We start from the raw sequence: 18,814 nt of genomic DNA, 5'->3' as shown, positions 1-18,814 counted from the left end.
TTTTTTAGCCCCGTTCATTTCCCTATTCGCTCTAGCAACAGTCTTTTACTGAGTGGCAAAAGGGTCTCTTCCAAAGGAACGGTATAGTTGCTATGGACTCTCCAAGTGGCAGGATTGGGCAACTCTTTGACTTGCTGAATTAATTCTAATTTCAGGTTTTCCATGGTCCTGTAGAGTGTTTTTCTAAACAAGCCCAAAAACCACATCTTAAGGCTTCTAAATCGTTCGCCTGCTAGCTGTAGCAAACTAGACCTATAGCGATAGGTAAATATGTCGGAGCTATTCTCTTGGGTCAAAAACACAAACCCTTCTTTGGTGTAGAGAGGCTGTATGCCGATAGGCTCTATTTCTACCTGCTCTTCTACAAAGTCAAAAATCGACCTTCCCTCCTTGATTTTTCCTTCAACTCTTGGCAAAGCAAATTCAGCAATTTGATTGATCTCCTGTAGTACTTCATTATCATATTCCGGCGACTGATAGTGAATTTTGACATTTTTCAAATCAACATGAGAGATGGCCTTGGGAAAAAGATCTGCCAACTTGGACTTGCCATATTTAAAAGCCTCCAACTGCCGGTGGTGCTCGATCAAATCAGCAAGAAATGGATAGAGTTTCACCTGTCCAAACTGTCTATTCGTCTCCTGCAAATAAGACAGAAGTTGGTATTTTTTGTATTCAAAATCAATCAGACCTTCGGTCATCCAATTTTTAGGTAGTGTTTTCATGGGCATTTGAATTTTGATGAAAAAATTTAAACAAAATGTGACAGTATTTCTAGCGCTTGGGGAAATTTTGGCAGTATCAGGTAAGAGAAAAAAGGAAATAGTAAGTCATAAAAAGGGGGAAATTCCGACTATTTGTCAGCCTTTTCAGCAAAACACTCATTGGCATAGATCTCGCAAAAGAGGATTTAGCATTTTAATCTAACCTTTAAACGATTTCATACTATGTCAAACGTGAACATCAAACCTCTTGCAGACCGAGTGCTAGTACAGCCCGCTGCAGCCGAAGAGAAAACCGCTTCCGGCCTTTACATCCCGGACACTGCTAAAGAAAAACCACAAAAAGGAACAGTCGTAGCGGTTGGTAATGGTAAAAAAGATGAGCCCTTGACTGTGAAAGTTGGAGACACTGTGTTGTACGGCAAGTACTCAGGCACAGAATTGAGCGTAGACGGTGCAGACTACCTGATCATGCGTGAGTCTGATATCTTTGCGATCCTTTAATTAATCACCAAGAACATTTAAAACAAAACATCAAAAAAAATGGCTAAAGAACTATTTTTCGATACAGACGCTAGAGACAGACTGAAAAAAGGTGTCGACGCTCTAGCTGACGCAGTAAAAGTGACATTGGGACCTAAAGGTCGTAATGTGATTATTGACAGAAAATTCGGAGCTCCTACGATCACCAAGGATGGGGTTTCTGTAGCAAAAGAAATCGAACTGGAGGAGCCTATCGAGAACATGGGTGCTCAGCTCGTGAAGGAAGTAGCTTCCAAAACAGCAGACAATGCAGGTGATGGTACTACCACTGCTACCGTATTGACCCAGTCTATTTTCAATGTGGGAATCAAAAATGTAGCTGCCGGAGCTAACCCAATGGACCTCAAAAGAGGAATCGATAAGGCAGTCGCTGCTGTAGTAGCTCAGTTGAAGGCAAACTCAAAGCCTATTTCAACTTCCAAAGAAATCGCTCAAGTAGCCACTGTATCTGCCAACAATGATGATGAAATCGGTAAAATGATTTCTGACGCCATGGATAAGGTAGGAAAAGACGGGGTCATCACTGTAGAAGAAGCTAAGGGTACCGAAACTGAAGTAAAAACTGTAGAAGGCATGCAGTTTGACCGAGGCTACCTTTCTCCATACTTTGTAACCAATACAGAGAAAATGGAAGCTGAGCTTGAATCTCCTTACATTTTGATCTACGACAAGAAGATTTCTTCCATGAAGGAATTGCTTCCAGTATTGGAGCCTGTAGCTCAGTCCGGCAAGCCTTTGGTTATCATTTCCGAAGATGTAGACGGAGAAGCTTTAGCTACTTTGGTGGTGAACAAAATCAGAGGTGCCCTGAAAGTAGCAGCAGTAAAAGCTCCTGGATTCGGAGACCGAAGAAAAGCCATGCTAGAAGATATTGCTATCCTAACTGGCGGAACAGTAATCTCTGAAGAGAGAGGTTTCAAACTTGAAAATGCTACTGTTGATATGCTTGGAAGAGCTGAAAAAATCAACATTGATAAAGACAATACTACGATCGTCAATGGATCTGGAGATGCAAATGCCATCAAAGGACGTATTGCTGAAATCAAAGCCCAAATCGAAAAAACTACTTCTGATTACGACAGAGAGAAATTGCAGGAAAGACTTGCAAAACTATCCGGTGGAGTAGCTATCCTGTACATCGGAGCTGCTACTGAAGTAGAGATGAAGGAGAAAAAAGATCGTGTAGATGATGCCTTGCATGCGACAAGAGCTGCCGTACAAGAAGGAGTAGTTGTAGGTGGTGGTGTAGCACTAGTGAGAGCCGCAGAAGCACTCAATGATCTTAAAGGCGAAAACGAAGATCAGGACACAGGTATCAATATTGTGAGACAAGCGATCGAATCTCCATTGAGAACGATTATCTTGAATGCGGGTGGAGAACCTTCTGTAGTGATCAACAAAATTCGTGAAAACAAAGGAAACTTTGGATACAATGCTCGCACTGATGTTTACGAAGACCTATTTGCAGCGGGTGTAATCGATCCTACTAAGGTGACAAGATTGGCCCTAGAAAATGCAGCGTCTATCGCAGCGCTTCTTTTGACTACCGAATGCGTGGTGGCAGATGTCAAAGAAGACGGTCCTGCTATGCCTCCTATGGGTGGCGGCGGAGGAATGGGCGGCATGATGTAATCCATTCTGATAAGCATAGAAAGGAGGCAAAATGCCTCCTTTTTTATTTCATACCCAAAGTATTTTCGGTCTAATCAAAAAAAAGCTGAAAAATGGTTTTACTTGCAAAGGGAATAATCGTATTTTGGCCTATAGAGAATAAGAGCAATACTTTTGACAAATCAATGATTCATTTTGACGCTATTTTTCTAGTAGATGATGACCCGATCAATAACTTGATCAACAAGCGTCTACTTAAAAAAATGAACTTTTCAGAAAATATCTATGAATTTTTAGAAGCAGAACAAGCCCTGGAAAACATCGCCCAAATCCCTAGTGATAGTTCCATAATGGTCTTTTTGGACATTAACATGCCCGTGATGAATGGATGGGAATTTTTAAACCAATATCTCGAAAAATTTCAAAATCGAAAAGACAAAATTGTCATACTCTCTAGTTCTATCGATTATCAGGACAGACAAAGAGCCTTCGATTATGAAGTAGTCAGTGGATTTTTAGAAAAACCTCTGACCCTGGACAAAATCAATCTACAAATCCAGAAATACCTCAAGTAAAATTTATTCCTGAAGTAAAGGCCCTAAGCGATCCCATAATTGCCGAATCAATAAAAATGGAATCTCACCCGAATCCGGGCCCGTCCCCATTCTGACAATTACCAAGTTTTTTGAAGGGATAACCATTAAAAACTGACCATTCAGCCCCATAGCCTGATACATATCCTCAGGAGCGGCAGGAATCAAAGGTCCATCAAACTCCCGATCTGTCCGAGGCAATTTATAGAAGGATTTACCATTTAGCCAGGTCAAATACCCATAGCTCGGATTCAAATCTTGACTAGCATTGCTCAAAGTTTGAAAAAAATCACCTGAATAGATTTGCCTTTCTTCCCATTGCCCCTCGGCCAACATAAGCAGACCAAACCTTGCCATAGACCGAGGAGTGCTGTAGAAGACATTATTCTGTCCACTTTTCTGCCAAAAGCCTTTCATCCCAATAGGTTCTCCTATTTTTTCCTCATAAAAATCTTGAAAACTCATCCCACTTGCCGAAGCTAAAACTTGCTCCAAAATCGTGTAAGGCCCATTGTGATAGCTCCATCTGCTGCCTGCTTTAGCTTTGAATTGGAAGTCTTTCGGGTCGATGCTGTTTGGATTAGCCACCTGCTCATCTAGCCCTGTGGTCATGGTCAAATGATTCCTAATCCGAATCTTTTTTTCATCAGCATTTTTCATCGAGGTCCATCCTTTTCCCAAGTACTTCTGAGTTCGATCTTTGATTTTTAGCAGTTTTTCATTCTCAGCTATGCCAATTAAGGTAGCCGTAAGGGTTTTTCCAGCTGAGGCCCAATACCAAAACGACTCTTCATTCATTGGACCTAGGCCCGTCAATTTGTTACCCCAGTACTCCTCTACTACCAATTTACCATCTTTCAAGATGATAAAGGCACGGGTATTTGTGCCCGATACCCACTCCAGAAACTGCCCTATACCCTCCTGGTCCAGACCAGCTTCTCTGAGACTCATTTTTTCCCAATCAGCAGCATCGGTTGGGGGAAAATACAATCCAGAAGATTGAGAATTTTGGGCAAATGAAATGAAAGAAGCGCAATAAAGTCCTGCGAAAATTAAAGTCTTAAAACAAGCTGTCCTATCAAAACACATCTTAAGCTCTGATTATTTGCGTAAAGTAGACTCGATAAATTCTTTCAGATCGTCTCTGAATTTTTGTGCAGAAGGAAGGTCTGTATACATCATATGTCCTGCTTCATAGTAAGTCATGATGATCCTATCCAGTGCAGATTGGGGCAAGTCGATATGTGAGATGCTATGCTCCACTCCGTAAAATACCGTCGCCAAGTCATAATACCCATTCATGATCAGCACCTTGACGTTTGGATCCTTACTGAGGGCCTCGGTCATATCCGGAACAGTAGTCACTGCTGCGTCTGCACCCCAGAAATTATTTCCTTGGTGTTTCCAGTCCCAGTTAAAGCCTTCTTTGGTATAGGCAGAGGTAGAATAATTCCATTCTTTACTAACTCCCAGCTGCCCGTGGAAATAATCCAAAAAGCCCATGGTATAAGCCGGTGAAATCGCATCACTCTGAGGATCGGTAAAAGAATCCATAGACAGCGGATCTAGGTTGATGCCCTTATACCTAGAATCCAGCCTTCCCACTGTATTCCGTTCCTCTCTGAGCAATTCTTGGAAAAACTCTCCTGCCTTAATTTTCAAATCGGCCCGCTCCCAGACCTCGGCACCGACTCCTGTAAGACTTGCAAGTTGTGTTGCTATGCTCCTTTTTTCTTCCTGCGAAATTCGGTTGCCCTTAAACAAAGTAGGCACATAGTGATTCTCAGTAAAATCTCTCACCTGATCCATAAAATTGTCTAAGCTTTCCGGCTTATTAGGAATCTTGTCATGATACCAAGCTGTAGCAGCCATAGTGGGTAAATAAACGATGTAAGAAAGATCTTCATTCGGTGCAAAAAAGAGTGATCGCAAGTCAAAGACGGCCGAAACCATCACCACACCATTCAAGGCATATCCTGCATTAAGTAAGTAATTCATCACTCCGGCATTCCTAAAGGTTCCATAACTCTCGCCCAAAATATATTTAGGAGAATTGAGACGGTCATAGGTTTTCAAAAACTGCATGATAAATAAACTCACACTTCTAATATCCTGATCCACTCCCCAGAAATCTTTTCCTGTGGCTTTTCCAATTGGTACAGAGAGCCCCGTTCCCACAGGATCCATCATGACTACATCAGCCACATCCAAAATCGAAAACTCGTTGTTTACTACTTCATAGGGTGCCGCTTGATTGTAATTAGGATCATCGACCACTATCCGTCGGGGACCCATAATTCCCATATGCAACCAGTAAGAAGAAGAGCCCGGACCCCCGTTATAGGCAAAAATGATCGGCCTATCTTTCCCTGCATTTTCTTTGAAATAAGCAGTAAATCCAAAAAGCGCGATGGGTTCATTGTTCTCATCTTTCAGCTCCATAGTCCCTGCTTTGGCAGCTAGATTGATCACCTTTTCATCAATTGTTACGCTTAGTTTGGAGTCAAATACTTCAGCTTTTGGAAGCTCTTTTATTTCTGTTTCCTTCTCTTGAGCTACAGCGAAGGAAGATATTAAGAGCAAAAAGAAAATTAATCTTAATTGAAAGTACATGGTCTTAATGTTTGAGTGTTCGTATTTTAATTGTCTACTTTTCTATGGTGTGTGTCTTTTGTTGGGATTTTCTATTCACCACTCAAATTTTTCCAAGAGGATGAAGATGGCTACTCCCTATATTTAATTTTCAGCCTTATAAACCTTTCCTTCTTTCATTACAAAAATCACCGACTTCATCACCTCAATATCCTTAGAGGGATCACCGACCACAGCAATGATATCTACTAATTTACTAGCCTGAATGTATGTTTTTTGGGCAAAGCCTGAAAGGGTCAGATAAATTCCTAAGGTAAGTAAAGCTGTCTTTTTAATAGGAGATGATTTTTTAGAGGGAGAAATATAGTTAAAAATTACTTGAGGCAACAATCAAAACCACAGGAGCTTTCTGAGGAACAAATGGGCTAGTCTTCAGATAAAAGAAGTAATCAAAGCTATAAAGATTAAGATTGAGAGGATAAAAAGGGATTTTAGTCCAATTATTTATATATTAAAACTCTATTAGAATCAAACCATGACAGGAGGAGCGGGATTTAGTCGGTCGAGTATGCAGTCCTTCAAGGACAATCATTCACTCGGAAAAATAAGACCTCAATCACAAGTAGAGGGAAAGGCACGTAGCGGCAAAAATGCCTGTGAAAAAGACATTGAAATTGCTTTCCAAATGCATCAGGAGAAAAGACAAAGTAACTATTCAAAAAAGCGTTTTCTTTCCTGGTTGATTTTTAGTTTGTTTTTGACTTTCCTATTATGGTACTTTCTCAATTGAGCACATCTTGTAGATCTTTTCGCTTTTTAAACATCGCCTTAGCAAAAGGGCAAAGAGGGATGATTTTGATTTCCTTTTCTCTTGCATAAGCGACCAACTCTTCTAAAAGATCCGCTCCGATACCCTGACCGGTCAGCGAAGGATCCACTTCGGTATGCTCGATGATCATTTTCTTAGCACCGGCCATCACGTAGACCATCTCAGCAAATCGTTTGGCTCCTTCTTCGATAAAAAAAGATCCACGTTTTCCGTCAGATTGATGTTGGATTACTATCATTAGCTTTTTGTTCTTCCCTCAGTTAATTGATCATACACTTCATCATTTGGCTCCCAGAGCTCAATAGCATGTCCATCAGGATCCAGAATGTGAACGAATTTCCCATATTCAAACTCCTCGATTTCATCCAAAATCCGAACGCCATTACTTTTCAATTCTTCTACCAAATCAAGCAAATTTTCTACCCTATAGTTAATCATAAAATCCTTCGTTGACGGCTCAAAATAGCTCGTATCATCCTTCATCGGAGACCATTGACTGAAGCCTTTTTGATTGGGATTTTCAGCACTGCGCCACTCAAAGGCTGTACCGTATCGGTCGATATTAAACCCTAGGTGTTGTGCATACCAGCTTTTGGTTGCATCAGGATCTTTCACCTTAAAAAACACCCCGCCAATTCCTGTGACTTTTTTACTCATAGATTTTGATTGTTTGTATTCTACTAGGCATCTTTTCCTTTCACTACCAAAAACCAATCCCCGTCCAATGGCAAATAGCCATAATCGTAGCAAAAGTGATAGATACTTCCCTTTTTGGTTTCGTAGGTATGAGTTTGATATTTGAACTGAAAGCCTTCCCGAAGTAGCCGTTCTTTGGTCGTTTTGCCCATTTCTTCTCCCTCAGGAATCATCGCTTCCAAGATATTTCGATTTTTTTTCAAAGAATGATTGACACGACGAATGAGATTATTCGAAGCGGCGTATTGCTGATAATTGTAATTATTGCGGCATTGATCATCACAGAATTTCTTATCGATCCTGCCCTGTATAGGTTCTCCGCAATTGAGACAAAGCTTTTTTTCCATGGCTGCACAAAAAAGTTTGAATTAAATTTAGAGTATTAGTTTAAAAAATCAAGAAAAAGCCTGAAAATCTTACTTTTTTCCCAAGAAACGAATTACGGCAGACTGCCCGACATGATAAGCACCTTCCTCCAAGAAGAGCTCCTTTTCCTCAAAAACCAATTGACTTAGGCTCTTAAAATCCTCCTTTAATTCACTTTGGGAAAAAAGCATGCTGACTTCTTTAGGGCCTCCAGCTTTTGGGTTTTTGGAATTGAACTGCAAGTGTTTTTTTGAAAAAGCTTCTAAGATCACCATACCTCCAGGCTTTAACAATTTCAACAGTTGCTGATGAATATCCCGGCGGAGATTTGTCGGGAAATGTGCAAAAATCAAGACAATCAAATCGAAAGAATTATCCTCAAAATCCAAGTGATCCAGAGTACCAACACGATAGTCAATAGATACACCTTTCTCTTGGGCAAGCCGCCCAGCTTTTATTTTTGCTGACTCACTGATATCAAAGGCCGACACATCCCAGCCAAGAGTAGCTGCATGCACTGCATTTCTCCCCTCTCCCTCTGCCGGAAAAAGTGCTTTTCCAGGCTTTAATTCCGCCAACTGTGCTCGCAAAAACAAGTTAGCTTCCTTCCCATAAACATATTCCTCGGCAGCATATCGCTCATCCCAAAACTCTTTCATAATCTCTTGATTGATTTAGGAAGAAAATAAAAAAGGGAACTCGAAAGTTCCCTCTTTAAACTACCTTGTAAACCTCACCCAATCCAGATTCACGGTATTCCAAATACTAATTCCAGATGCTGTTTGTAACACAAAATAAAGGTCATGCACACCATCAGAATCACTAAGTGCGATCGAAATAGGGAAATACCCTTTTCTACCACTTTGTTGCAACTCAGCCGACTGACCCAAAAGCGGACCGTCAGGATCGCCTGACCTGATTTCGATAATTCCTGAAATTCCTCCAGGATTTACTAAAAGCTCTAGACCCCTGATACCCCTCAAGTCCAGCTGATCAAAAGCAATCCAAGAGGCCTTTTCAGTGAACTTTATAAAGTTGAGCCCGTCAGCATTGGCCTTAGCTGTATTTTCAAAACGATCTGCCGTCACTGCTTTGACCTCAGGGTGCCGAAGCAGGAATTGAGTATTTCCACGAAGGGGGCCTATTCCATTTGCTCCCTGATCGGTATAACTCGCTTGAATCAAATAGTAGCCTTCCGATTGCAAGTTTTGATCGGGAGTAAATTCACCTTCCAAAGGCAATGTCACTTTACCATAATCCGGATCTTTCAGTGCCAAAATAAAATCAACCATCTCGCCTATCTGATCCTCCGGTAGGTGCAGGTGACCCGGCATGATACGTTCATCACTCCAGACCCCACCGCCACCGTTTCTGATCTTTCCGATTAGGTATGCCTTTGCATCAGCTTGGCCTTTGTATTTGGCGGAAACTTCCTCATAAGTCGGGCCCACAGATTCATTGGCGATGGCATGACAGGCTTTGCAGCCTGCTTGGGTGATGAAATTTTCCCCAATAGAAACTTGCTCTTCCTGATGACCTGCCTGAATCAAATCATAACCTCCGGAGATATAATCAATAGAGAAATCGACATTTTCGGGATCGACCTCACCATCTTCCCGGTCCAAAACCTGCACCGAATAATTGACCGATTCGTTTTCAAAATAGAAGCTGCTATTGCCCGACCATTCGATAAAGACTTCAGGGCGCTCATTTCCCACTTGAATTTCGATCGAAGCGGTAGCTTTTTCTCCCTCAAGATCTGTGACGGTCAAAGTCACCGAATAAATCCCCGGCTTCTCAAAGGTATGGGAGGGATTCGCCTCCTGACTACTCGCATTAGTATCCCCAAAATCCCATGAAAAGCTCAATTGATCTTCAGGATCAAAATCCATAGAACCATCCGAGGAAAACTGAACAGTCAGAGGTGCTGCACCGGTTCGATTGTCAGCAGAAATCCTAGCTACCGGCTGACGATTGCCGGGGGCAAACTCGATCCGATACAAGCCCGAGTCATCATTCTGTGCTCGCCAATAGGTCCCATATTCCAAGACATAAAGCGAACCGTCTTTGGCAAACTGCATATCTACCGGTTTGTCAAATACCGTTGAGGGCATAAAGCGCTCCATAGTATCATACTCGTAGTTTTCCGTGAGAGAAACCGTAAAAATCCAGTTGCGCATCCAGTCATAGATAAATAGCTTATCATTGTAATACCCTGGAAATCGAACTGACGATTGCTCAAAATCCTCCCGATGATAAACCGGTCCGGCCATGGCATTTCTGCCTCCTGTCTCCAGCATGGGAAACTCCTCCGACTCATCATAAGGGTACCAAATCAGTGCTGATTGGGCAGGAGGTAATTTTTCCAAACCGGTATTGTTTGGGCTGGTATTGACTGGGGCTGCTGGATCAAATTCAAAAAGACTTTCTTGGGACTCAAAATCATACTTCCAGTACGGCTTATTATTTCCCACAAAATACGGCCAGCCAAAAAAGCCTGCTTCTCGGGCTAGGTTAATCTCATCATGTCCTTTGGGGCCTCTGCGTAGGGAATCGACCGAGGCATCAGGGCCCACTTCCCCCCAAAAAAGATTACCTGTATGCTGATCGATGGATATACGGTAAGGATTACGGTTTCCCATCACATAGATCTCAGGTCGGGTATTAGGTGTACCGGGAGGAAAAAGATTACCTTCGGGAATGCTATAAGTCCCATCTGCTTCTGGCTTGATCCGAATGATGGCACCTCTCAAATCATTGGAATTACCGGAAGTTTTTTGGGCGTCCACATTGGCAGGTCGGTCTTGGCGCTCATCGATAGGATTATAGTTATCCGACTCAAAGGGTGTGGTATCATCTCCAGTAGATAGAAAAAGTAGTCCATTGGCATCAAACTCAATCGAACCCCCAGAATGACAGCAACCTCGAAATACGGGGATTTCGAGCATGATTTTCTCGGAAGTTAAGTCTAGGCGATTATCGATGAAGTCAAATCTCGAAAGCCGGTTGACGTCAGGGCTGTAATCATTCGGAGCATAATACAGGTAAATCCAGTTATTTTGACTGAAATTAGGATCCTTTGCCATCCCCAATAACCCATCTTCTCCCTCAATATAAACATCTAACTCTCCCACCACAGTAGTTTCTCCGGTGGCAGCTTCATATAATTTAAGTTTACCCGCCCGCTCAATGAAGAGCACATCTCCATTATCGAGGACTTCGAGTTCCATGGGTTCATTGAGCTTTTCGACCAAAGTTATTTTGGTAAAGCGAGTCTCGTCAGGTTTGATGGTAGCAAAGGGGTCTACCTCTTTTGGGGAGCAATTCCAAAGCAATCCGAGCAGGATGAAAAATCCTGAAAGTCGACCAAATTTCATGAAAGCAGGTTTTTAGGTTTATTTAGCCTTCAAGATATACATGCTTAGGCAAAAGTCATGAACCGATAGTAGAAATGAATGGAAACGATTCCGTAAAAATCACTCACTCATCGCCAAGCGATATCGCCACACTTCCCTCACTTGCTCTATCGCTACTTCGAAGGGGGAATAGATGGGATTGGAGGAGCAGAGCAATAATTTCTCCTGATCTTTGATGCGATTATAGGCGATTTTGAAAGTCACTCCATCCTGCTCGGTAACGATTACGTAGCGCTCCCCATCCTTGATCGCCATCCAATCATCCATGTATTCGCAGACGATCCAAGCTCCATCAGGAACTGGCAGCATGGAGTCACCATCTACCTGAAAGACCCGGTGCTTTTTGTCCATAGGGAGAAAAGGCAATGAAAATCGAGGTAGCTCCGAGATAAATTCCGGATCAGAAAATCCGGCTAAGTAACTCGCCTTGGCCCGCTGAGAGACCACTTCGATGAGTTCTCGACCCTCAGCATCCACGGTAGTGGAGAGAATCCGCAGCTTTCGCCCACGCAGAAACTGATCCGTCTCGAGCAGTTCGCGTAGCTTGTATTCGGAGTAGCTGCTGAGATCCTCTTTGAGCAAAATATCAAGTGATACTCTGAGGTAATCAGAGATCTTGACCAAGGTCTCGATTGGAGGATTGATGTTTGACTCATACCCTGCGAGTTTGGAGCGTGATATCCCCAAGGCTTGAGCAAGGGATTCTTGGGTGAAATTTTTCCTTTTTCGGAGGAATTTGAGGTTAGAATTTATTTTCATAGAAATACAGTGGAAATATTATGGAAATAAGCCCCACAAGCGGGGCGAAATAGTAGAACACCGCATAAATATCTTCCAATTTTAAGTAAGAAATACGGTAGAAATACATTTGAAATAAACCTTTCAGGCGAGGTGAAACACAAAGTTAATCATCAGCTTTAGGCTGATTTTTAGCCGAATAAGTGGCTTTGATCATGTTGTTAAATTTAACTTGAATATCAGTTTTGAGTCGATTGATTGATTCGAACTCTTGATCAGATACAATACATCGCTCAAAGCCTAAATCAATCCAATGATCCACACCCTCAGACAAGGAGGCTCTAGAAATGTAGTAAAACCGAATTTTTTCCAAATAATGAAAACGGGCATAGCCTTCGGCAATATTCGCCCCAACAGAATCTATAGATTCAAGCATCTGATCCCCCCATACCTTACGCTGTTGGAATGACAGCCTTTCATAGATATTCCAAGCCATGGATGACAACTTTCTAGCTAATCTGTAGACTTCCAATTCATGAACTGGAATAAATTTCTTTTTAGCTTCCATAACAATAACCTTATGATAATCAATTGTATTTCGTCGAGCAAAGCGAGACCTATTTCCACCGTATTTTACGAAGTATATTTCACCGACCGAAGGGAGGTATATTTCTACTGTATTTCGCGAGGCGTATTTCTTTTCCTATACCCTGACAATTACTGCCACTTCTATTTGAACCTTTCCCAAATCTAACAAAAATGATTAAATTATAAACATTAAAATGTCAAAATAATTAACAAAAAGCGATGGAAGGGAAGCGGAGTATTGCGCATATGGATTTGGATACGTTTTTTGTGTCAGTAGAGCGGCTTTTTGATAGTCGGCTCGATGGGAAACCCATCCTGATCGGAGGATCGAGTGATCGGGGTGTGGTGGCTTCCTGCAGTTACGAAGCACGGAAATTCGGTGTACACTCCGCCATGCCGATGCGGACGGCGAGGCAGCTGTGTCCCGAAGCTATCATCGTCAAAGGGGATTTTGAAAAATACAGCCAAAAATCCCATGAGGTCACCGAGATCATCAAGGAATCCGTCCCACTTTTCGAAAAATCTTCTATCGACGAGTTCTACATGGACCTGACGGGTATGGACCGCTTTTTCGGTTGCTTCAAACTCGCCCACGAACTCCGACAGCGAATTATCAAAGAGAGTGGACTGAATATCTCCCTAGGACTCTCCGAAAACAAAACCGTCTCCAAAGTGGCTACCGGAGAGGCCAAGCCCAACAATGAAAAACAGGTGCCGATCGGGCAGGAAAAACCCTTTCTCGCCCCGCTCTCAGTGCGCAAAATCCCCATGATCGGGGAGAAAACCTCCCAAACGCTTTATAATATGGGTGTTAAAAAAGTCCATACGCTCCAGCAAATGCCCTCCCAATTGCTGGAAGCAACTTTTGGGAAAAACGGGAAGATGATCTGGGAAAAAGCAAACGGAATCGATCGAAACCCGGTCATCCCCTACTCCGAGGCCAAATCAGTTTCCTCAGAAAATACTTTCGAAGAGGATACCATCGATGTTCAACTACTGGAAGCTACCCTCGTGGCGATGACGGAGCAACTCGCCTCCAAACTCCGTCAGAAAGGCCAACTCACCGCCTGTGTGAGTGTGAAGATTCGTTATTCGGACTTTGAGACGCATACCATGCAGCAGCGCATTCCTTACACTTCCGCGGATCATAGCATCCTGCCCGTGGTCAAGGAACTTTTCCGCAAGCTCTACAGTCGGCGTATGCTCATCCGTCTGATCGGGGTGCGCTTCAGCAGTCTAGTCTATGGCAACTACCAAATCAAACTCTTCGAAGACAGCCAAGAACAGATCAACCTCTACCAGGCCCTAGACAGACTAAACGTGAAGTATGGCGACAAAACCGTCTGCCGAGCCGTGGCCATGGGTGTGGGAAGGAGACGGTTTAATCCCTTTAATGGGATGGAGGTGTGAGCAAGTAAGAAGTGAAAAATTAGAAGTCTAAAAAATCATCAAATTGCAACTCAGGCATGAAATCAGATTCATAATCATCACAACATTTTCCGACCAAATTCTGTATCTTTAATAGAGATGCCAGAAATATCAAGATTTTATGGAATTATCATTCGGATGTACTTTCAAGATCACAACCCGCCACATTTCCATGCAGAATATCAGGGGTTGAAGGCGGAATATGATATCAAAACGCTGGAAGTGCTAGCGGGGAATCTTCCTAATCGTGCACATGTTTTAGTCTTGGAATGGGCATCGATTCATAGAGAAAAATTGTTAGAAAACTGGGATAAATCTCAAATCCCTAGTCAAATGGATAAAATCGAACCTTTAAAATAGCAATATGAACGAAGTAGTAGAAATAAAAGTATTGAAGGATTATCGAGTTTGGTTACGCTTCAAAGATGATGAAGTAAAAATAGTTAATCTTAGACCTTTCCTAGGCAAGGGTTTTACCGCCGAACTCTTAGATCCTTCCAAATTTGAAAAAGTATTTATCGAACCGGGAGGAGGAATCGCCTGGGAAAATGGCTATGATTTTTGTCCTAATTTTCTAAAGGAATTGGAAGGTGAAAAAGTAGAATTAGCCTAGTTTTTGAAATTTTTACCAGAGATCACAAGCCCTTCGAAGACAGCCAAGAACAGATCAACCTCTACCAGGCCCTAGACAGACTCAATGTCAAGTATGGCGACAAAACCGTCTGCCGGGCCGTGGCCATGGGCGTAGGAAGGCGGCGGTTTAATCCCTTTAATGGGATGGAGGTGTGAGCAAGTGAGAAGTAAAAAATTAAAAACCTGAATTTTTAAGCTGAAATCCTCGATCATAACCGAAAATAACTAGGTAAACTTTCGATTACGATCGAGAAAAATCAATTTTTCACCTGATTATAATTTGTTTTTTAGAGGTCATAACTTGTCCCGAGTATCGGGATAGCCTGTCTCGCATATTTTCCCCGACACACAGGGGCATGCCCCTGTGTGTCGCTTGCGTCGTGCTCTATTTCATGCCCTCATAAAAAACATACCCAAGGATCAATCCACCCATATCGAAGCGCTTTCACTTTTGTCAATGTCAAGCTTTCCGATTTTACTGGGAATATTCAGCCATGCCTGATCTCTCAGCCTTCCGGTCAACTCCCCAATACTGCCTTTGAGAAAAAGTTGGCCAGAGCGATAGTCCACTCCCCCACCATCGAGTCCGACTATCCGCAGCTCGTGCACGGGGCTTTCAAAAGACAAAGACTCCAAGGTCAGATCAGTTAGATAAACCCTACTTTTATCAGAGACCAGAATCTGACTCAGATTTTTAACATGCAGTGCAAAACTTCCATTTTCGCCCTGCTGCAGCTGATTAATATACAAAGTGTCATTGCTAATTCGGTAATTTTTGATTGGGTCCGTTTTTGGTGGTTTAACGTCACCGCCATGTATGCTGATGTATTCCAAATACGTGGAGTCTGACACTTCAATTTTCAGATAACTCGTATTTTGAATTCTCACCACCGAAAACTCTTCTAATTGGAATTTTTCCGATCGAACTTCGTCTACAAAGGAAAACTGAGGGGTTAAAATAAAGGATACCAACAGGGTAAGTACCAAGGAAACCCACAAAAACCCAAGGAAACCAAAGATTAATTTATTGCTCTTTTTCATTGTTATTGTCATTAGAATGGATAACTGCTAGTAGTGATTCAAGATCTTTCGAATTGAGATGCAAGACTTGAATCTGATGAAGGATAGGAGGCAAAGTCTCTGCAAAGAATTCTTTTCGTTGAATGTCCAAGAGTTTTGACTTGGCATCCAAAGACACGAAAAAGCCGATTCCCCGCTTATTCTCCAGAATCCCCTCCTCCTCCATCAGCGCATAGCTCCGCATGACCGTATTGCGATTGACCTCGATATCAGCTGCTAGTTCACGCACAGAGGGGATTTTATCTCCATGAGAGAGCTTACCGGTGAGGATCTGATCCACAAGCCAATCCCGAATCTGCAGAAAGATATTTTTATGTTCGCTGAAGTCCATCTTATACCTGCTTTTCGGATAATTTGAAATAACCTACCACGTAGGAAAGCAACACGGCCATCCAAATCCAAATGGCACTCATCAGAATTAATAATGGTGTTTCTGCCAAAATCTCCGGTTGATCAAATTTTAGCATTTCCGAACTCTCTTTACTATCCCTATTTAAAATCAATGGACTCACGAGCGCCGAAAGCCCCAAAGAAGTACCAGTAAGGATCAGATAAGTAATGACTAGGATCAAAGGAATTCCAAGCAAATTAAATTTTCCGAAAATCAGGCTCCCTACCCACATCAAGGAGGGGATCAGCACCAAAAGACCAACTACTATAAATTTTGTGACTATTAATTGATTCCCAAAATCCTCAATGATCCAGATTTCAGTCAAGGTTACAAAGGCAATATATTCCGTTTGAATCGAAGAGAATGTTAATGGCCCAAGCAAGCGAAATAAACCCAAACCTACGTTAGAACCTATCCAAAACACCAGAGGGTAGATCACAATTAAGCCAAAAACCTTTATTACTAACTCTGAAAAGTACTTTTCGAGAAGGGAAGCAGGTAAGAGTAAATACGATTTGGAGCTTCTCGGACTCCGGAGTGACCAGAAACTTTGTCCCGTCCATATCATACACAAGATGAAAAATCCTGCGAAAAACAGTCCTTGAACATAGCCTGTTTCCATGGTCAAGTATCTATGATTAGAATACAGGATGACCTGATACAGTAAAATCAGAATTGCGAGGGAAGCCAGCAACAATATCCCGTATAGCACCTTATTCACTCCCCAATCATATCGTAGAAGCAATGCTACTTTTGAAATACTAAAGTTTGAACTAGATGGATTCATAGATTCGCAAGTTTAGATGAATGGAAAGCTTCGGAAAAATCAGCGCCATTGACCACCCCTTGGAAAAGCATTTCCAAGTTGATTGAGGATTGAGCTTGCGATTTCCTAGGCTCAATGTATTGTACACCCAAGGCGGTAGATTGTACATAAATAGCTTCTCGGGGAGCTTGTGCTGCGGTGCCAAAATAATAGCCATCGGCTAGGTCTGAGAGAGCTGCATCAAGTTTGATTTTGCCCTGATCTAGAATTACCACCCGATCCAAGGTATTCTCAAGATCTTTGATCAAATGAGTCGCCAAGATGACCGTCTGATCTTCTCTGATCACCGAGACCAACTCTTTCCTGAAGGCAGCTTTGGAGGAAATGTCCAAGCCATTGGTCGGCTCATCCATCAAAATCAAGGAGCATCCCGAACTGAGTGCAAAAGCTAGAACTACCTTTTTCTGCTGCCCAAAAGAAAGGTCCTTTACCCTGACTGTGGGCCCCACTTCAAAAGTATCCAACAATTTTCTAAACCGAGCCGAATCAAACCGTGGATAAAAAGGAGATGTAATTTTTTCATAACCTAGCGACGTGAGACCTGAGTGTAAATAGCTTTCATCGGGGACCAAGAACAGTTCTTGTAAAAATTGAGACTGACGCTTTCTCGGAACAAAGCCGTTAACTGTGACTGCCCCATCCAAAGGAAAAAGGATGCCAGAAAGAATTCTTAAAAAACTAGACTTTCCTGCCCCGTTTTTCCCTAAAAGCCCTATGATAGTTCCCTCGGGAGCTTCCCAGTTCAACTCAGAAAACAAGGTTGGCTTTTTAGGGTATCCAAAATGTAAATTTTCTACGTGGATCATAAAAACTGTATTAGTGTCATAGTGTATTATGACACTAACATAAAGCAAAATAGTTCCACTTCAAATTTTCCTTTGATTTTTTTTGAAATTAAAAGCAGCAGTCTGCTTATAAAGGCCTAAATTCTTTCTTTCACCCAATCCAAAATCACTTCCAAAACCTCCTCCCGATCCAAATCATTCAGAAGTTCATGATAAGCTCCTTCGAACCTTCGGAAGGATTTATCCGATGAAGGCGAAGCATCAAAAAGCAATTGAGAGCCTTTGGGGTTAGTCAGCCGATCAGCAGAGCCGTGCATGATCAAAAAAGGAAAATCAAAACTAATGGCATTGGATTGAATATAACGCATCATTTGCAAAAGTTCGTAGCCAGTCCGCACCGGAATCTTATCCTGATAGACCAATGGGTCCTTCTTATATTTTTCCACCTCTTCAGGTATTCGGGAGACTCCCAGAATATCCAAAGCCAGCGCTTTAAACCTGGGGGAAATCCAGTTTAAAATCCCCGACAGTAGGATCAAAAGCGCCGATGTCCCTTCAGCCTCTTTGATTGCGGGAGCCGAAAGAATAAGCCCATTTGTCTCAGGACGGAATTTAAGCGCATAGGCAGCAACCATTCCCCCACCCATACTATGACCAAAAATGAAAGTAGGTTGACCTGGAACATAGGCTTTCACTTTTCCATACAATGCATCGATATCTTCCAAATACAGGGAATAAGAATCCACATAAGCACTGGGTTTAGGCAAGTCTGACTTTCCGTGTCCTCTCCCATCAAAGGTAAAGACTGCCACACCCAGATGTGTCAATCCCTCTACCAAGGAGTCATAGCGTCCACTATGCTCACCCAGACCATGGACCAGAAGTAAGGCCGCCTTGGCTTGCCCAGGCATCCAAGCCTGCAAATACAACTGAACCCCATCTGGAGCTTGATAGCTTGTTTCTAAATGCTTCATAGT

At 42.4% G+C, this 18,814-nt stretch carries 23 protein-coding genes; 7 read left to right on the top strand and 16 right to left on the bottom strand.

Annotated features, from left to right (window positions below; all coding sequences use genetic code 11):
* Positions 1-14: 14 nt before the first annotated feature.
* Positions 15-725, bottom strand: a complete 711-nt coding sequence (locus BLQ57_RS02650) for a hypothetical protein (protein WP_139162645.1) — start codon at positions 723-725, stop codon at positions 15-17.
* Between the two features lie 222 nt (positions 726-947).
* Between BLQ57_RS02650 and BLQ57_RS02640 the strand changes: the two genes are divergently transcribed.
* From BLQ57_RS02640 to BLQ57_RS02630, 3 genes are all read left to right on the top strand, one after another.
* Positions 948-1,226 (top strand): co-chaperone GroES, encoded by a 279-nt coding sequence (locus tag BLQ57_RS02640; protein WP_087939161.1) that lies wholly within the window; start codon positions 948-950, stop codon positions 1,224-1,226.
* A gap of 39 nt (positions 1,227-1,265) precedes the next feature.
* On the top strand, positions 1,266-2,897 hold the full coding sequence (groL, locus tag BLQ57_RS02635; protein ID WP_087939160.1) for a chaperonin GroEL: 1,632 nt from the start codon (positions 1,266-1,268) through the stop codon (positions 2,895-2,897).
* Positions 2,898-3,061: 164 nt separating this feature from the next.
* The gene (locus tag BLQ57_RS02630; protein ID WP_087939210.1) at positions 3,062-3,451 is read left to right on the top strand and encodes a response regulator; all 390 of its coding nucleotides are present in this window, start codon (positions 3,062-3,064) and stop codon (positions 3,449-3,451) included.
* Positions 3,452-3,454: 3 nt separating this feature from the next.
* Here BLQ57_RS02630 and BLQ57_RS02625 read toward each other — a convergent pair whose 3' ends face one another.
* The 3 genes from BLQ57_RS02625 to BLQ57_RS02615 all read right to left on the bottom strand — a co-directional run bounded on the left by BLQ57_RS02625 (position 3,455) and on the right by BLQ57_RS02615 (position 6,448).
* Positions 3,455-4,420: a serine hydrolase domain-containing protein gene (locus BLQ57_RS02625; protein ID WP_240507786.1), complete on the bottom strand. Its 966-nt coding sequence runs from the start codon at positions 4,418-4,420 to the stop codon at positions 3,455-3,457.
* A 150-nt stretch (positions 4,421-4,570) separates the two neighbouring features.
* A complete protein-coding gene (locus tag BLQ57_RS02620; RefSeq protein WP_087939158.1) occupies positions 4,571-6,082 on the bottom strand; it encodes a S10 family peptidase in 1,512 nt (503 codons plus the stop codon).
* A gap of 123 nt (positions 6,083-6,205) precedes the next feature.
* Complete coding sequence (locus tag BLQ57_RS02615) at positions 6,206-6,448, bottom strand: hypothetical protein (protein ID WP_087939157.1); 243 nt, start codon at positions 6,446-6,448, stop codon at positions 6,206-6,208.
* A gap of 148 nt (positions 6,449-6,596) precedes the next feature.
* Between BLQ57_RS02615 and BLQ57_RS02610 the strand changes: the two genes are divergently transcribed.
* Complete coding sequence (locus tag BLQ57_RS02610; RefSeq protein WP_087939156.1) at positions 6,597-6,851, top strand: hypothetical protein; 255 nt, start codon at positions 6,597-6,599, stop codon at positions 6,849-6,851.
* Here BLQ57_RS02610 and BLQ57_RS02605 read toward each other — a convergent pair.
* The 7 genes from BLQ57_RS02605 to BLQ57_RS02575 form a co-directional block, all read right to left on the bottom strand.
* Complete coding sequence (locus BLQ57_RS02605) at positions 6,844-7,128, bottom strand: GNAT family N-acetyltransferase (RefSeq protein WP_240507785.1); 285 nt, start codon at positions 7,126-7,128, stop codon at positions 6,844-6,846. The two genes, BLQ57_RS02610 and BLQ57_RS02605, sit on opposite strands and share 8 nt — an antisense overlap.
* Positions 7,128-7,547 (bottom strand): VOC family protein, encoded by a 420-nt coding sequence (locus BLQ57_RS02600; RefSeq protein ID WP_087939208.1) that lies wholly within the window; start codon positions 7,545-7,547, stop codon positions 7,128-7,130. The genes BLQ57_RS02605 and BLQ57_RS02600 overlap by 1 nt, the downstream gene beginning before the upstream one ends.
* A 23-nt stretch (positions 7,548-7,570) precedes the next feature.
* The gene (locus BLQ57_RS02595) at positions 7,571-7,933 is read right to left on the bottom strand and encodes a DUF2116 family Zn-ribbon domain-containing protein (protein ID WP_087939155.1); all 363 of its coding nucleotides are present in this window, start codon (positions 7,931-7,933) and stop codon (positions 7,571-7,573) included.
* Positions 7,934-8,002: 69 nt separating this feature from the next.
* Positions 8,003-8,611 (bottom strand): class I SAM-dependent methyltransferase, encoded by a 609-nt coding sequence (locus tag BLQ57_RS02590; protein ID WP_087939154.1) that lies wholly within the window; start codon positions 8,609-8,611, stop codon positions 8,003-8,005.
* 60 nt (positions 8,612-8,671) lie between these two features.
* Positions 8,672-11,329, bottom strand: a complete 2,658-nt coding sequence (locus BLQ57_RS02585; protein WP_087939153.1) for a PQQ-dependent sugar dehydrogenase — start codon at positions 11,327-11,329, stop codon at positions 8,672-8,674.
* 99 nt (positions 11,330-11,428) lie between these two features.
* Positions 11,429-12,127 (bottom strand): XRE family transcriptional regulator, encoded by a 699-nt coding sequence (locus BLQ57_RS02580; protein WP_087939152.1) that lies wholly within the window; start codon positions 12,125-12,127, stop codon positions 11,429-11,431.
* A 145-nt stretch (positions 12,128-12,272) separates the two neighbouring features.
* Positions 12,273-12,674: a four helix bundle protein gene (locus tag BLQ57_RS02575; protein ID WP_087939151.1), complete on the bottom strand. Its 402-nt coding sequence runs from the start codon at positions 12,672-12,674 to the stop codon at positions 12,273-12,275.
* A 239-nt stretch (positions 12,675-12,913) separates the two neighbouring features.
* On the opposite strand from BLQ57_RS02575, the gene dinB reads away from it, so the two are divergent.
* The 3 genes from dinB to BLQ57_RS02560 all read left to right on the top strand — a co-directional run bounded on the left by dinB (position 12,914) and on the right by BLQ57_RS02560 (position 14,735).
* Positions 12,914-14,104 (top strand): DNA polymerase IV, encoded by a 1,191-nt coding sequence (dinB, locus tag BLQ57_RS02570; protein WP_087939150.1) that lies wholly within the window; start codon positions 12,914-12,916, stop codon positions 14,102-14,104.
* A gap of 117 nt (positions 14,105-14,221) precedes the next feature.
* A complete protein-coding gene (locus tag BLQ57_RS02565) occupies positions 14,222-14,482 on the top strand; it encodes a DUF4160 domain-containing protein (RefSeq protein ID WP_087939149.1) in 261 nt (86 codons plus the stop codon).
* 4 nt (positions 14,483-14,486) lie between these two features.
* Positions 14,487-14,735 (top strand): DUF2442 domain-containing protein, encoded by a 249-nt coding sequence (locus BLQ57_RS02560; RefSeq protein WP_087939148.1) that lies wholly within the window; start codon positions 14,487-14,489, stop codon positions 14,733-14,735.
* A 440-nt stretch (positions 14,736-15,175) separates the two neighbouring features.
* Here the strand turns inward: BLQ57_RS02560 and BLQ57_RS02555 are convergent, their stop codons facing one another.
* From BLQ57_RS02555 to BLQ57_RS02535, 5 genes are all read right to left on the bottom strand, one after another.
* Positions 15,176-15,796, bottom strand: a complete 621-nt coding sequence (locus BLQ57_RS02555; protein ID WP_087939147.1) for a hypothetical protein — start codon at positions 15,794-15,796, stop codon at positions 15,176-15,178.
* The gene (locus BLQ57_RS02550) at positions 15,780-16,166 is read right to left on the bottom strand and encodes a GntR family transcriptional regulator (RefSeq protein ID WP_087939146.1); all 387 of its coding nucleotides are present in this window, start codon (positions 16,164-16,166) and stop codon (positions 15,780-15,782) included. Before BLQ57_RS02550 ends, BLQ57_RS02555 begins: the two co-directional genes overlap by 17 nt.
* 1 nt (position 16,167) lies before the next feature.
* Positions 16,168-17,013 carry a hypothetical protein gene (locus BLQ57_RS02545; protein ID WP_087939145.1) on the bottom strand — a complete coding sequence of 282 codons (846 nt, stop codon included), beginning with the start codon at positions 17,011-17,013 and terminating at the stop codon, positions 16,168-16,170.
* A complete protein-coding gene (locus tag BLQ57_RS02540) occupies positions 17,010-17,858 on the bottom strand; it encodes an ABC transporter ATP-binding protein (RefSeq protein ID WP_087939144.1) in 849 nt (282 codons plus the stop codon). Before BLQ57_RS02540 ends, BLQ57_RS02545 begins: the two co-directional genes overlap by 4 nt.
* A gap of 116 nt (positions 17,859-17,974) precedes the next feature.
* Positions 17,975-18,811 carry an alpha/beta hydrolase gene (locus BLQ57_RS02535; RefSeq protein WP_087939143.1) on the bottom strand — a complete coding sequence of 279 codons (837 nt, stop codon included), beginning with the start codon at positions 18,809-18,811 and terminating at the stop codon, positions 17,975-17,977.
* Between the last annotated feature and the right edge of the window lie 3 nt (positions 18,812-18,814).

The sequence above is a fragment of the Algoriphagus faecimaris genome, assembly GCF_900101705.1.
GTDB lineage: Bacteria > Bacteroidota > Bacteroidia > Cytophagales > Cyclobacteriaceae > Algoriphagus > Algoriphagus faecimaris.
This window is presented reverse-complemented; position numbering and strand designations above follow the sequence as displayed.

Excerpts from the sequence above, each read along its gene's own strand:
- BLQ57_RS02650 (WP_139162645.1), bottom strand. The coding sequence starts at position 725 with ATGAAAACACTACCTAAAAATTGGATGACCGAAGGTCTGATTGATTTT.
- BLQ57_RS02640 (WP_087939161.1), top strand. The coding sequence starts at position 948 with ATGTCAAACGTGAACATCAAACCTCTTGCAGACCGAGTGCTAGTACAG.
- groL (WP_087939160.1), top strand. The coding sequence starts at position 1,266 with ATGGCTAAAGAACTATTTTTCGATACAGACGCTAGAGACAGACTGAAA.
- BLQ57_RS02630 (WP_087939210.1), top strand. The coding sequence starts at position 3,062 with ATGATTCATTTTGACGCTATTTTTCTAGTAGATGATGACCCGATCAAT.
- BLQ57_RS02625 (WP_240507786.1), bottom strand. The coding sequence starts at position 4,420 with ATGAGTCTCAGAGAAGCTGGTCTGGACCAGGAGGGTATAGGGCAGTTT.
- BLQ57_RS02620 (WP_087939158.1), bottom strand. The coding sequence starts at position 6,082 with ATGTACTTTCAATTAAGATTAATTTTCTTTTTGCTCTTAATATCTTCC.
- BLQ57_RS02610 (WP_087939156.1), top strand. The coding sequence starts at position 6,597 with ATGACAGGAGGAGCGGGATTTAGTCGGTCGAGTATGCAGTCCTTCAAG.
- BLQ57_RS02605 (WP_240507785.1), bottom strand. The coding sequence starts at position 7,128 with ATGATAGTAATCCAACATCAATCTGACGGAAAACGTGGATCTTTTTTT.
- BLQ57_RS02600 (WP_087939208.1), bottom strand. The coding sequence starts at position 7,547 with ATGAGTAAAAAAGTCACAGGAATTGGCGGGGTGTTTTTTAAGGTGAAA.
- BLQ57_RS02595 (WP_087939155.1), bottom strand. The coding sequence starts at position 7,933 with ATGGAAAAAAAGCTTTGTCTCAATTGCGGAGAACCTATACAGGGCAGG.
- BLQ57_RS02590 (WP_087939154.1), bottom strand. The coding sequence starts at position 8,611 with ATGAAAGAGTTTTGGGATGAGCGATATGCTGCCGAGGAATATGTTTAT.
- BLQ57_RS02585 (WP_087939153.1), bottom strand. The coding sequence starts at position 11,329 with ATGAAATTTGGTCGACTTTCAGGATTTTTCATCCTGCTCGGATTGCTT.
- BLQ57_RS02580 (WP_087939152.1), bottom strand. The coding sequence starts at position 12,127 with ATGAAAATAAATTCTAACCTCAAATTCCTCCGAAAAAGGAAAAATTTC.
- BLQ57_RS02575 (WP_087939151.1), bottom strand. The coding sequence starts at position 12,674 with ATGGAAGCTAAAAAGAAATTTATTCCAGTTCATGAATTGGAAGTCTAC.
- dinB (WP_087939150.1), top strand. The coding sequence starts at position 12,914 with ATGGAAGGGAAGCGGAGTATTGCGCATATGGATTTGGATACGTTTTTT.
- BLQ57_RS02565 (WP_087939149.1), top strand. The coding sequence starts at position 14,222 with ATGCCAGAAATATCAAGATTTTATGGAATTATCATTCGGATGTACTTT.
- BLQ57_RS02560 (WP_087939148.1), top strand. The coding sequence starts at position 14,487 with ATGAACGAAGTAGTAGAAATAAAAGTATTGAAGGATTATCGAGTTTGG.
- BLQ57_RS02555 (WP_087939147.1), bottom strand. The coding sequence starts at position 15,796 with ATGAAAAAGAGCAATAAATTAATCTTTGGTTTCCTTGGGTTTTTGTGG.
- BLQ57_RS02550 (WP_087939146.1), bottom strand. The coding sequence starts at position 16,166 with ATGGACTTCAGCGAACATAAAAATATCTTTCTGCAGATTCGGGATTGG.
- BLQ57_RS02545 (WP_087939145.1), bottom strand. The coding sequence starts at position 17,013 with ATGAATCCATCTAGTTCAAACTTTAGTATTTCAAAAGTAGCATTGCTT.
- BLQ57_RS02540 (WP_087939144.1), bottom strand. The coding sequence starts at position 17,858 with ATGATCCACGTAGAAAATTTACATTTTGGATACCCTAAAAAGCCAACC.
- BLQ57_RS02535 (WP_087939143.1), bottom strand. The coding sequence starts at position 18,811 with ATGAAGCATTTAGAAACAAGCTATCAAGCTCCAGATGGGGTTCAGTTG.